This is a genomic window from Chryseobacterium indologenes, assembly GCF_002025665.1.
In the GTDB taxonomy this organism is placed as follows: Bacteria; Bacteroidota; Bacteroidia; order Flavobacteriales; family Weeksellaceae; genus Chryseobacterium; species Chryseobacterium metallicongregator.
Window position 1 is genome coordinate 1,400,640 of the sequence record NZ_CP018786.1, and the last position, 13,726, is coordinate 1,414,365.

Sequence of the window (13,726 nt, forward strand, 5' to 3'; positions counted from 1 at the left end):
GAAAATATTTATAATTCAGGACATGCATAAGCAACACATACTCTGTGACAGCATGAACCGCCAGGACATTCGAAATGATATTGACATTTTTGAAGACGGATGATACTTCCCAGAATTTCTTTCTGGCTTTCTCTGCTCAGTTTTTTAAGATTTGATTTTTTCATAATAATTTAGATTTAAGATAAAACTAAACTAATGAAAGCTTTCAAATCATTGGTATACATAAAGATATACTACAAGCTAAAATCTATAAAAGAATTATGAATTATGAATTATGAATTATGAATTATGAATTTATTTTGGTAGCTGCATGAAGAAAAATTCACCATTGACTTGCGAAGCAAAATTGACCATTGATGATAAAAGGCTGTATATTCCAACCTTAAACCCAGAACTTTAAACCTTAAAGCTCTGCTTCTGTCGGTTTCAGTTTTCTCAGTTTTTTGATGATTCCTTTTATCGCTCCTTCGGTTCCTATTTTAACAGAGTTGGTTGTAGAACCCAGCAGGCGCATATTTTTCCGGTAAGTATCATGATCGGTTTCGGTGACAAGAGTTCCGTCAGAACCAAAGAGCTTCATACTCACAACCACCTGATTGGAGAAAACATACTTGCCAAATCCTACTTTGAAATATCTCACTTTGGAAACAATAGCAAAATCTGCATCATTGTTCAGACAGTAATCTGCGATAGTTTGCTTATCTATACTGTCGAAGGGAACCTGAACTTCAGCCCTGAGCATTTTATTTTTTCTATTACTGAAATTATCGGTAACGGCATCAAAAAAAGCGTTGTTGGTAGGATCTTTTATTTCATCGATATCAGGCTCTACCTCAGGATTGAAGTAAAGAACTTTTTTTATTTTATCATCAGCACTTTTCTGGGCTTTTACCGAAGTAAGTCCGATGAATAAAAAAGTAGTAACCGCTGTAAAGAATATAATTTTTTTCATTTGTAATTCGAATGCAAAATTACTGCCTTTTCGTTGGATTGCATATAAATTATTAAGAAATTTTTAACATTTTTTTCTATCAAAATTGATATATGAAATCAATAATGTTTGCAGAATCAAAAAATAGTCGTAATTTTGCACCCGTTACATAATAATCATTAAACAATATTGGAATGTACTTAACAACAGACAAAAAGCAGGAAATTTTCGCAAAACACGGAAAATCTGCACAAGACACAGGAAGTGCTGAAGGACAAATCGCTCTTTTCACTTTCAGAATCAACCACTTATCTCAACACCTAAAGGCTAATCGTCACGATTTCAACACAGAGAGATCTCTAGTGAAATTGGTAGGTAAGAGAAAAAGTTTATTAGATTACCTTAAAAACAAAGATATCGCAAGATATAGAGCAATTATTGCTGAACTAGGTTTAAGAAAATAATCTATAAAGATTTTCAAAATAAAAAGCAACTTCGAAAGAGGTTGCTTTTTTGTTTTTACACAACAGGGGATTTTTAATCACAAAAGCCACAAAAGTTTTTTTAGAAAATACGAAATGGTTGAGAAGAACACTTAAATTTCTTAAAGTCTTAGAATTTCATGTGATGATAAAAGAGTATTTAGATTCCTACGGAATGGCAAACTGTATGGATAGACCAATACGCCAATTGTGTCATTCCGTAGGAATCCAGCCGTATTAAACCAACAAGAAAAGCCTCAACAAAAACTCCAATCCTGACCAACATCACAACTAAAGACGTTATAATTCCCTCCCTCGGAGGGGTGGCGAAAATTCAAAGAATTTTTGACGGGGTGGTTCACAACATCACTATTCAGCCTTCTTCCCAATCTTCCCCAAATGCGTATTCTGAAAACTATCCGGATACTTCAAACCGTAACCCAGAATCCTGTCAAACGCAGAGTGAGAAAAGAGAATAGCCCCGATCATTTGTAAATAGGGCAGAGACAAGGCTGTTCCTGCAAAATAAACAATGACAGCTACTCCGAAATGGTGGAAGAGATTATAACAAAAAGCTCCAACTTTTGTATTAACTATATATCCCAGCATAGAAATATCCGGAACAAGAAATAATCCGGCAAACCACCACCAGGAATATCCTGTTTGTGCAAAAGCATATATACCTAACAGTAGAAATGCGGTATATTCAAGCTTTAACTGTATTTTCATAATAATTGAGTTAGTCTGTAAAATAAGTTCCTTTTTCTGACGAAAAGTTACATTTTTAGATTGGAAAAAAGAAAGCGGAATACCTTTGAGATATTCCGCCTTATACATTTTGATTGAATTTGATTTTAATGCCCTGATTTAGTTTCTGTAGTTTCTACATGACCTAAATATTTGGTACAGTAAGCTCCAAATATAAGAATAACCAAATAGCAGAATACAGGAATAATAAATGAATGCTGTACTCCGAACTGATCTGCAAGATATCCCTGGAATATCGGAACAATAGCTCCTCCCAGAATCGCCATTACCACTAAAGAAGATCCCTGGCTTGTATATTTACCCAGTCCTGAAATAGCCAGTGTGTAAATATTAGAGAACATAATAGAGTTGAAAATTCCGATTCCTAAAATACTGTACATCGCCAGCTCACCATGATTCACCATTGCAGAAATTAATAGAATAACATTAATTGCTGCGAAGATGGATAATGTTCTTGCCGGAGCTGCTTTACCCACGAAAAAGGCAATAAAATTAAGTATGATAAACACAATGAAAAAGCTGATCTGACTGAAAGTAAGATTAACAATACTGAAAATCACAAGGAAAACAGCAGCGGCTGCTCCCAGCATATAAACTGCCTTTTTACTTTGGCTTATTGATTGATTTAAAGAAATAGCTCCAAGAAAACGGCCAATCATCGCTCCTCCCCAATATAAGGAAAGGTAATTTTTACTGATGATCTCATTAAAGCCCATTATCTGTGGCTGCTCCAGGAAACTGATGATAAAACTTCCTACGGCAACTTCTCCTCCTACATAGCAAAACATGGCAAATACTCCGAATTTCAGGTGGCTGAATTCAAGTGCTCCCCAACCTTTCACAATTTCTTCTTCACCCATCTGGAATGAAGGAAGTTTAACTCTGGAAATCAATAAAGCAACCAGTAAAAGAATCCCTGCAAAAATAAGGTAAGGAATTCTTGTTGCCACCGCACTGAATGATCCGTCCGGAGAAGAGAAAAATTCAAAAATAAGATGACCTCCCAGTACCGGAGCAATGGTGGTTCCGAATGCATTGAATGCCTGAGTCATGTTCAGTCGGCTGGAAGCAGATTCTTCACTTCCCAGCAAGGAAACATAAGCGTTGGCTGTAATCTGCAGTACTGTAAAGCCGAGTCCTAAAATAAACAAAGCTCCCAGAAACAGAGGATAATATGAAAACGTAGCTGCCGGATAAAACAGAACGCAGCCGAATGCTGCCAGAAAAATTCCGAACAGAATTCCCTTCTTATAACCTAATTTATTGATAGGATCTCCTTTCGTAATGGAAATCATAAAATAAATCAGTGATCCGATAAAGTAAGCTCCGAAGAAACAGAACTGTACCAGCATGGATTCGAAAAAGGTAAGATTGAAAAGTTGTTTCAGATACGGGATCAGGATATCATTCATACAGGTGATGAATCCCCACATAAAAAACAGCAGGGTGATGGTAATCAACGGAACCGTATAATTCCTGCTTTGAGATTGTACTTCTTTATTAATCATAAACATTTATTTATCTGGATAAGGATAGTTCCTTAACTTTTTTTAGCCTACAGCATTGTAATTGGTGAAGTAGGGCAAATATAGGGATCAGCCTATTGGTTTGCAATAATTTTAATAATTTTTAAAATGAAACAGATACTTTTTTCCGTTTAAAGTTTTATTTTCATTTTTTGAGACAATAATACAAAAACGACAGGATTTTTCAATACATTATCCTCAAAAAAATGCTTTTTTGTTTTCAGAAATGATGAATAAGTTTAGATTACTGGTATAAATTTTCAAACTTTCATCAATTGATAGCCAATTTTTTGTATTTTAAATGCCTATTAAAGCAATCGAAAAATTTAATATATCATTATTATATAGTACCTTTGCAAACGAAAATTTAAAGAGTTTAAATATTAATCATACTCAATACGGAGTATAAAGAAGCAAATTTATGAGTATACCTCAAGCGTTTACAGAAACGATTATCCTTGCAGACGGCAGGGAAATCACTATCGAAACGGGAAAGCTGGCTAAGCAGGCTGACGGATCTGTAGTGGTGAAATGTGGCGGAACAATGCTTTTAGCAACTGTTGTAGCCAATAAAGAAGCCAATCCTGGTGTAGACTTTTTACCATTAACGGTAGATTACAGAGAAAAATTCTACGCAGGTGGAAGAATTCCTGGAAATTTCTTCCGTAGAGAAGCAAAACCATCTGATGATGAAGTGCTTACAATGAGATTAGTGGACAGAGTATTACGTCCTCTTTTCCCTGAAGATTTCCACGCGGAAGTACAGGTGATGATCTCATTAATTTCTTACGATAAAGAAGTAATGCCTGAAGCATTGGCAGGTTTGGCAGCTTCTGCAGCTATTGCAATTACAGATATTCCTTTCAACGGACCAATGTCTGAAGCAAGAGTAGTAAGAATTGACGGACAATTGGCTGTTAACCCAAGTTATGAGAATTTATTAAAATCAGATATCGACATTATGGTTGGAGCTACTAAAGACTCCATCGTAATGGTAGAAGGAGAAATGAAGGAGATCTCTGAGCAGGAAATGCTTGAAGCAATCAACTTCGCTCACGCTGAGATCAAAAAACAGATCGAAGCTCAGGAGAGATTAGCTGAAAAAGTAGGAAAATCTTTCCCTAAAAGAGAATACAGCCACGAAGATCACGATGAAGAAATTCGTGAAAAAGTATGGAAAGAGTGCTATGATAAAGTATATGAAGTAGCAAAAACTCCATCTAACAAAGAAGAAAGAGGAGAAAAATTCAAAGCAGTTCTTGCAGATTTCTTAGCACAATATGCTGAAAATGAAGAGGAATTGGCCAGAGTAACTCCTTTCGTTAAAGTATATTACCATGACGTAGAGAAAGAAGCGATGCGTCAGATGATTCTTGAAGACAATATCCGTCTTGATGGTCGTGATCCTCAAACGATCCGTCCAATCTGGTCAGAAATTGATTACCTTCCGGGAGCTCACGGTTCTGCAGTTTTCACAAGAGGAGAAACTCAGTCTCTGACAGCGGTAACTTTAGGTTCTGTGAAAGATGCGAACATGATCGACAGCGTAATCACACAACACGACGAAAGATTCTTCTTACACTATAACTTCCCTCCATTCTCTACAGGTGAAGCAAGACCTTTAAGAGGTACTTCAAGAAGAGAAGTAGGACACGGAAACTTAGCTCAAAGAGCTTTAACAGCAGTAATTCCAGCAGAAAATCCATATACAATCAGAATTGTTTCCGATATCTTAGAATCTAACGGTTCTTCTTCAATGGCAACAGTTTGTGCTGGTACATTAGCATTGATGGATGCAGGGGTTCAGATCACAAAACCTGTTTCAGGGATTGCAATGGGTCTGATCACTGATACAAAATCAGGTAAATTCACTGTACTTTCTGATATCTTAGGAGATGAAGATCACCTTGGAGATATGGACTTCAAAGTAACAGGTACTGCAGACGGTATCACAGCTTGTCAGATGGACATCAAAATCCAGGGACTTTCTATGGATATCATGGAGAAAGCTTTGATGCAGGCTAAAGACGGAAGATTACATATCCTGAACAAAATCACGGAAACTATTTCTCAGCCAAGAGCAGACGTGAAGCCTCACGCTCCGAAAATGGTAGTAATGGAGATTCCAAAAGACTTCATTGGAGCTGTAATCGGGCCTGGAGGAAAAATTATCCAACAGTTACAGAAAGATACTGATACGGTTATTGCTATCGAAGAGATGGGAGAAATCGGACGTATCGAAATTTCTGGTACAGACAGAGAGAAGATCAATGCTGCTATTGCAAGAATCAATGAAATTACTTTCGTACCGGTTATAGGTGAAGTTTACAAAGGTAAAGTAGTGAAAGTAATGGACTTTGGTGCATTCGTAGCGATTGCTAAAGGAACAGAAGGACTTCTTCACATTTCTGAAATTGAGTGGGCTCGTTTAGACAAAGTTCCTTATGCAGAAGGTGATGAGGTAGAAGTGAAGTTCATGGGTTACGATGACCGTAAGAAAATGAAACTTTCCCGTAAAGTTCTTTTACCAAGACCTCCAAGACCGGAAGGACAAGGTAGACCAGAAGGGCAGAGAAGACCAGAAGGACAAGGAAGACCAGAGGGACAAAGAAGACCTGAAGGACAGAAACCACAAGGTGAAAAGCCACAAAGCGAAAAACCAGTGGAAAACCAAACTCCATCTAACGAAGCTTAATAAGATTCATTCTTAAATATAAAAAATCCCTCAATTTGAGGGATTTTTGCTTTGTATCTCATTGCAAAATGCAGAGCATTGAAGCAATAATCTTATTATTTAAATTCAAAAGTGAGACTGCTTCATCTTCAGCTTCCAATGACGTTATTACGTTCCCACTCTCTGTTTCAGGTCCTCAGCACCGCCTGTTTTTCTGGGCTGTCCGTTTTTGGAAGAACCAAAATTATAGGTATATGAGAGCGTTGCTACGCGTGTATCTCTTTTTACTGCAAAGTTTTCTAAATAATCATTATAAACCGTCTGTCCTTTAATATTGCTGGTAAAGAAAACATCTGTGAAGGAAAGTTTCAATACACTGTTGTTTTTAAACTTCTTCTGTGCTCCGATATTCAGGTACCAGTTGGGGCTCATATTCAGATAGGCATAGACTTCTCTGGCTTTGTAATTTCCGGTAAGTTCAGCAGTGAAACCATTTCCCAGTTTAAAGGAATTGATACTGTTGATACTGAACGTAAAATTTCCCTGGTTATTAATCTGCGTTCCGGAGACATTTCCGGTGTATGAACCATAGTAGAAATTGGCACTGTTGTTCATATCCCACCATTTGGTCACCTTCACCGGAGCAATCAGGTTTAATCCAAAATAAGAAGCAGAATTAAGGTTTTCAATAGTCTGTACAGTTACGATCTGTCCGTTTTCTGTTATGGGTTTTAAGATATCTGTAATGTTGTCAGAATTCCTGCTGTAGCTTAATGTGGCGAAATATTTATTACTCAGACTATACGTTAATTCGTAATTCATCGTGATTTGTGGGTTCAGATCAGGATTTCCGGCTTTCAGAGTGGTAGGATCCAGATAGAATTTAAAAGGATTGAGCTGGTTGTAGCTAGGTCTTGTAATTCTTCTGCTGAAATTGATTTCAAGATTACTTTTTTCTGTCAGATCATAGCTCAAAACAGCGCTTGGAAACAATTGGGTATAATTTCTCTTGTTGATCTGGTTAGTGGTAATCTGAGTTCCTTTTACATTCGTGTTTTCAAGCCTTAAACCACCTGTTACTTTAAATTTTTCCCATTTTTTTGATACATTTCCGTACACTGCATTGATGTTTTCTTCATAAATAAAATGATTGGTTTTTCCAAGATCCGGAATAGGAACACCAGAACTCGCATTGAAGAACTTCAGATCGTTGTCTGTCTTTACAAAACTGGTTTTTACTCCGCTTTCCAGCTTCCAGTCGTTGCTGAAGTTTTTTGTAAGATCAGACTTTAAAGAATAGATATTGAGTTTTCCATCCATATCACCTTTAATAATGTCGAGATTATCTGTGTTACTGGCAATTTCATGCGTTCTGGTATCAAAGCTCTGCAAAGAAGAATTAGTGTAGTTAATGTAGTCAAAATCGGTAGAAATATCAGAACCCAACGAATCAATCGTATATTTATGATTAAGATTGAATGAAACATTGGTCCAGCGGTCATTCGATCTGTTGACCGTTGTGAATGTACTTTCCGGAAGATAGTTGCTGCCCAGTGTCACATTGGAATTATCACCGTTCACATTGAATTTGTTGGAAACCAGTCCCACGGAAAATCCAAGTACATTTTTGTCATTCAGATAATAATCCATTCCTGCTTTGGCCACATGGCTGTTGAATTTGAATTTCAGATAATTGTCCTGTACATAAGCTTTTTTAAAGGTATTTGCTTCATAAAAATTTCTGTCAAGCACCAATCCATTATAAGCTTCCCTGTAAGCAAAGCTGTAATTTCCGAAAATATTGATGTTTTTATTCCTGTGATTAATACTGAAACTGTTATTGTTTTTCACATATTTCCCTGATCCTAAAGAGCTGGAAATACTTCCATTAGTTCCTCTTCGCTGCTCTTTTTTAAGTTTAATATTAATAATTGCAGATCCTGCAGCATCATATTTTGAAGAAGGATTGGTGATGAATTCAATCTTTTCAATAGTGGAAGAGGGGATTCCTTTCAGGTAATTGGCAAGGTCAGCTCCCGTCATCGGTGTATTTTTGCCATCGATCTGAATTAAGAGATTTCCTTTTCCGCGAAGACTGATATTGTCATTGTTATCAATGTTCACTCCCGGAGCCTTTTCCAACACTTCAAAAGCAGAATTTCCGGTGCTGGCAATACTGTTTTCAACGTTCATGATCATTTTTCCATCCTGCCTTTCAATGAGAGGTTTAGTTTTCGTAATGGTAACTCCTTCAATAGATTTTACATTGAGGTCAATGGGATTGAGGGTCTTATTTTCGGTTAATGAAATATTTTCTGAGTGATAAACCTCAGTACCGTTTTTATTAATTTTTACCTGATAAGTTCCTTCTTTTAAATCATTAAAATTGAACTTACCATTGGTATCAGCAATTTCTGTTTTGATCAATTTCTGATCAGCGTCAAAGAGATTGATCTCCATCTGCTCTGCTTTGTCGGATTTGATATTTCCTGACAAAGTCAAACTCTGTATTGCCTGCTGGGCAGAAATCCTGCTGCTGAATAGCATCAGCATACAGACAATTATAAGTGAGAATATTCTGGTCATAACGTTTTACTTTTTAGGGTTGAGACAGTTTTCTGAAATTTTCAGTAAAGCAGAATACATCACTTCCAGTTCATTGTTGCTGATGCCCTTTAAAGCTGTTTTTCGGTTCTTTTCTACGATATTCTGAACCTCTTTAATCACTTTTACCCCGGAATCTGTCACTTCCAGCTGGGTTTTTCTTCGGTCTTCAGGATGAACTTTTCTGATAATGTATTCGGATTTTACCATTAAATCAATTATTCTCGTGACAGAAGCATTGTCCTTAAAAACAAGATCACCAATTTCATTCTGGGTAATTCCCGGGTTTTCCAGAATCGCTTTGATGATAAGCCATTGATCAATAGTGATCGTGTAACCATGAACTTTCAGCTGGCGCTGAGCATAGTTTCTATAGGCTCTTATCGCTTTGTCTATGTTGTAGAATATGATTGAATTTAATTTTTCCATATTTTCAGATTTAAAATGATGTATCAATTATTGATATATCAACTAATTAGTAAATCATCATTTTACTTTGTTACAATTCCTGAAAAAATATTTTCAAAAAATTTAAAAACTGTTGGTTGTTTCTTTGGGGTTTGCCTTTACAGAAGCACTTTTAGACCCTGAAGTGAAATTTATATTTTCTATAGTTTTAAATAATCTGTCGATTTGTTTTCTGGTGGAAATATCCGGAGAAACATTATAAAGCTCATTGATCAGATCCAGAGAAGTAGGTTTCTTGGGATATTGGTTGTTATTGAGGAAATTTTTCAAAGCTATATTTAGTTTGTCTTCACCTAATACATTACTCAATTCTACCATTGCTGCAGCTCCTTTGGAATACGAAATATGCGGAACATCTCCGGTCGCTTTATAAATCGGTACATTTTCAGACAGTCCTTTTTCATTGTCGTAGATCTGTTGATGTACTTTTATTCTTTCCATCATTTTTTCTCTGCCATGCATTTTTTTGTAGAGCATCATTTCAGTATACATTGCCAGGGTTTCGGTAAGCATTACAGAACCTTCTCTGTCATCCGGGTTGATCTGACTGTTGCCCCACCAGAGATGGGAAAGCTCATGACCTGCCAGTTCATTGATGACATCCTGTTTTTTATCGGCTTGTATGTTGGCGTGAAAAATCATGTTTTCCGGCATAAAGACGGCAGAAGGATAGGCCGTAGCTGCAAAACCTTTGGTAAAAGAAGAGATCTCTGCAAAAGTGATGCTTTTAAAAGGATATTGTCCAAAATTCTGCTGACAGTAATCTAAAGTAAGCTTTGCATTTTCAAGAAGGTGATTCACATTTTCAAAGTGCTTTTGATGATAAAAGATATTGATGTCAATTCCTTTATAGTTCTCACTTTTGATCTTATATTCTGCTGATGAAACGGCAAACCTGAAAGGAATCTGATCTGCTTTATATTCGAAATAATTACGTCCGGGCTGGGACCATTTTTTGATAAGATCTCCTGTTCCAATGGCTGTCTGGCTTTTTTCCGTGGAAATAATCATATTCAAATTGATAAAATCCCTTTTTGAAATTTCAGGAGCTTCCGGTTTCTTCAGTTCAGTGAGTTTTCCAAGCTTGAATTGGCCTCGCTCTTTTTCATCCTGAATTTCATCATCTTTTTGATAACCGATGGTAGGATAATACCTGCTGATTCTCATAAAAGAACCCTCTTCAATAATGGCATTGAAGGACTGGTGACCGTTGACAGCAAACCATTGATAAGATAATTTAAAATCAAGAGAAGCTGTTTTACCTGGTAAAAGAGGTTGTTGTAATGAAACTTCTGTAACATGTTTATTAATTTTTGAGATTTCAGTACCACACTTTAACACAGCAGATTCCAGTTTTAAATCCTCATTGAAATTGATCAGAACCTTATTAATAGGCTCATTGGTTTGATTTTTAAGAATATATTTTCCTATGATCTGATAAGCATTTTCAGAAGGGAAGAGTTTGATTTCTGTGGTAATATCAGAAATATCAGGCTGTGGAAGATGTTCATATTTCCGATAGTTTTTTTCATATTCTGCAGAGCTTAGAACAGCCTGATCTTCATTTTTTGGAAAATAACCTTTCATAAACAATACTCCGGCAAAGATTCCTGAGATGAGCAGAATGATACTGAAGCCAGATGCAAGTACAGGAACTTTTTTAATTTTTATAATACTGTTGAGTATCCATAAAATACTGATAATCCCTGTTCCGAATAAAAGTCTTAGGGCAAAAGCCTTTTCATAGATTCCATAGCCGTTAAAATCGCTGTATGTACCTTTAAAATCAGAAAAAATCCTGAAGAGAGGATAGGAGATCAGTTTCCCTGAAACCGGACCTGATAATATAAAGACAGCAAGGATGGAAACTCCAAGGGCTATGAATTTATGGGGAATTCTGTCATTAATAAAAAGAATCAATCCGGAAAACAGAATCAAAGGGAAGGTATTGAAAAGAAAAACACCGAGATAAGCATTCCAGTCAATATGAAAATACTGATAGGCTGCCTGAAAAATAATTCCCTGAATAATTAAAATTCCGGTAAAGAAGAACAGCAGAAAGCTGATGGAAATAAAATGTCCGGTTAACCGGTTTTTTGATAAATAGGTACTGTTTTCAATCAGAGAAAACCCTGATGAAGAACTTCTCCAGTAGGCATCGTTCAGGAAATAAGCCGAAATAAGAAGTCCGAGCAGATGAAAATTCTCTGAAATGGTTGTCGCCATAAGTCCTGAACCTGCATACTTCTGCGGAAGACGGATTCCTTTTTCAATTTCGGCATACATTTCCATCCCAACGCAAAATAATAACAGAATGGAAACAGCAGGAACGGCAATGCTTTTAAACAAATAAGTAAGATCCGTTTTGGCAAATGAAAGGACAGATCGAAATGAACTATATTCATTAAATTTGGGCATAACGGTGGAATATTCTGCTTCATTTTTTTCAGAAAATGTAAGAATATTTCCTAGTATTTTTACTTTCTTTCCTGAAGTATTGGAGAAAGAAAATAGCTTGAGTGAAAGCAGAAGAATTCCAACAGATATAAAAAAGAATAAAATTCTGTTAAACAAAAGGTATCCTGAAAAAGGAACCATCTGTATGTTTTTCTGATCAACCGTAAGATCACGAGCTTCCATAAAATAAGCGGATAATCCAAAAGGATCTATTAAAGCCGAAAACTGTTGTATTTCCAGTGACTGGGGAAGACTTCCCGCCATAAAGGGTGAATTGGAAAACAGCAGAATAATCATATAGAAAACATAGAGAAGCAATCCACCTACTACAACCAGTAATTTTCTCTTTACCGTAACAGCAATGAGAAACAGAAAACTACAGACAATCAGGCTATTGATAAACCCGAAGATGAATAAAGGATACATATAATGAAGAATGTTAAAACCTTCCTGCATTTCACTTCCCGTACGCATAATCTGACCTATAATAAATCCTGTCATTAAGAAAGAAAAGCTTAAAAATGTCTGTAGAAAATAGGTGTAGAATTTTCCTTTCAGATAAGAGAATTTTGAAAAAGGAAAAGAAAAAAGGATGCTGTCAAATTTTGAATCCTGATCTTTAAAAAGCAGCTGCAACGCATAAACCGTAGCGAAAAAAATTACGGCAAGACTCAGCATTCCGGTCATAAAACCAATGGTGTAGGGCGAGTTTAAATAAATTCCTTCTCCTACTGAAAGGTTGAACTGGTTTCCACAAAAGATGCCCATTCCTATTAAAAGTAAGGCCACAAGATAGGTGAGCCAGTGCTTGGAAGAGCGTCCGGCTTCAAATAAAAATATCGTATTCATGATTAAGGTTTTTGGGTGAGTGTGTGGAAGTAAACGTGTTCCAGCAAAGGGGTTACGGAACTGAAGTCATTCGGAGATTCTTTAGAGAATACCGTGATGTGAAGCTCTCTTTCCAAAAGCTGTCTGCTGATGATTTCATAGCTGGAATGGTAAGTTTCCAGTTCATCTTTGTGAATGGGTTTTGACCAGATTCTGTTTTCCAGTTCTGCAATCAGTTTTCCGGGATTTCCTTGTCTGAGGATTTGCCCATGATTCATCACTGCCATTTCCGAACAAAGGTTTCTGACATCTTCAACAAGATGGGTAGACAGAATAACGATTACATCCTGACTGATATCATTGAGCAGCGTATTAAAACGGTTGCGTTCTTCCGGATCCAATCCTGCTGTGGGTTCATCTACAATGATGATTTTCGGATCTCCTAATAAGGCCTGAGCAACCCCGAAACGCTGTTTCATCCCACCTGAAAAAGTATGGACTTCTTTTTTAGCAAAATCAGAAAGGTTGACCTTTTCAAGAAGACTCAGAATTTGATTTTTACGTTTGTTTTTATCAGTAATACCTTTCAATAGGGCGATATGTTCCAGTAGGTCATAGGCAGAAACTTTTGGGTATACCCCGAAATCCTGTGGGAGAAATCCAAGATTCTGTTTGATATAATCCGGATTTTTGACGATATCTACTTCATTGAATAGCAGGGTTCCGGAGGTTGGTTTCTGAAGTCCGACAATGGTTTTCATCAAAGAAGATTTTCCGGCTCCGTTGGGACCCAACAGTCCGAACATTCCGTTTTTGATGTCCAGTGAAATGTTTTTAATAGCCTGAAAACCATTTTTATAGGTAAGGCTGAGGTTGGTGATGGATAGTGTATTCATAACGTTGTGTTTGGGGAATAGAAGGACAGGCGGCCTTTCGGCAGCTGATTTAGAAGTTAGAAGTTAATGGCTGGAAGCTAGAAGCAGGAGGC

General features: G+C 36.7%; 10 protein-coding genes. 2 read left to right on the plus strand and 8 right to left on the minus strand.

All coding sequences use genetic code 11. From position 1 onward, the window contains the following. Nucleotides 1-8 precede the first annotated feature (8 nt). Together BUE84_RS24385 and BUE84_RS06390 are read right to left on the minus strand one after the other, a co-directional pair. Entirely contained in the window at nucleotides 9-164 is a 156-nt protein-coding gene (locus BUE84_RS24385) for a bacteriocin-like protein (RefSeq protein ID WP_158521349.1), read from the minus strand. Nucleotides 165-403: 239 nt separating this feature from the next. Beyond that, nucleotides 404-952 (minus strand): pyruvate decarboxylase, encoded by a 549-nt coding sequence (locus BUE84_RS06390; protein ID WP_079240915.1) that lies wholly within the window; start codon nucleotides 950-952, stop codon nucleotides 404-406. A 173-nt stretch (nucleotides 953-1,125) separates the two neighbouring features. Between BUE84_RS06390 and rpsO the strand changes: the two genes are divergently transcribed. After that, on the plus strand, nucleotides 1,126-1,395 hold the full coding sequence (rpsO, locus tag BUE84_RS06395) for a 30S ribosomal protein S15 (protein ID WP_034692246.1): 270 nt from the start codon (nucleotides 1,126-1,128) through the stop codon (nucleotides 1,393-1,395). A gap of 387 nt (nucleotides 1,396-1,782) precedes the next feature. Here the strand turns inward: rpsO and BUE84_RS06400 are convergent, their stop codons facing one another. Then, entirely contained in the window at nucleotides 1,783-2,142 is a 360-nt protein-coding gene (locus tag BUE84_RS06400; RefSeq protein ID WP_079243866.1) for a DUF4260 domain-containing protein, read from the minus strand. Nucleotides 2,143-2,267: 125 nt separating this feature from the next. Then, nucleotides 2,268-3,689 carry a sugar MFS transporter gene (locus BUE84_RS06405; RefSeq protein WP_079240916.1) on the minus strand — a complete coding sequence of 474 codons (1,422 nt, stop codon included), beginning with the start codon at nucleotides 3,687-3,689 and terminating at the stop codon, nucleotides 2,268-2,270. Between the two features lie 439 nt (nucleotides 3,690-4,128). On the opposite strand from BUE84_RS06405, the gene BUE84_RS06410 reads away from it, so the two are divergent. Beyond that, nucleotides 4,129-6,402 carry a polyribonucleotide nucleotidyltransferase gene (locus tag BUE84_RS06410; RefSeq protein WP_034692249.1) on the plus strand — a complete coding sequence of 758 codons (2,274 nt, stop codon included), beginning with the start codon at nucleotides 4,129-4,131 and terminating at the stop codon, nucleotides 6,400-6,402. Between the two features lie 147 nt (nucleotides 6,403-6,549). Here BUE84_RS06410 and BUE84_RS06415 read toward each other — a convergent pair whose 3' ends face one another. The 4 genes from BUE84_RS06415 to BUE84_RS06430 form a co-directional block, all read right to left on the minus strand. Then, complete coding sequence (locus BUE84_RS06415) at nucleotides 6,550-8,967, minus strand: TonB-dependent receptor (protein ID WP_079240917.1); 2,418 nt, start codon at nucleotides 8,965-8,967, stop codon at nucleotides 6,550-6,552. A gap of 6 nt (nucleotides 8,968-8,973) precedes the next feature. Then, nucleotides 8,974-9,414 (minus strand): MarR family winged helix-turn-helix transcriptional regulator, encoded by a 441-nt coding sequence (locus BUE84_RS06420; RefSeq protein WP_079240918.1) that lies wholly within the window; start codon nucleotides 9,412-9,414, stop codon nucleotides 8,974-8,976. A gap of 102 nt (nucleotides 9,415-9,516) precedes the next feature. Continuing rightward, entirely contained in the window at nucleotides 9,517-12,759 is a 3,243-nt protein-coding gene (locus BUE84_RS06425; protein WP_079240919.1) for an ABC transporter permease/M1 family aminopeptidase, read from the minus strand. Between the two features lie 2 nt (nucleotides 12,760-12,761). Then, nucleotides 12,762-13,634, minus strand: coding sequence for an ABC transporter ATP-binding protein (locus BUE84_RS06430; protein WP_079240920.1), 873 nt, complete (start codon nucleotides 13,632-13,634; stop codon nucleotides 12,762-12,764). Nucleotides 13,635-13,726: the final 92 nt, after the last annotated feature.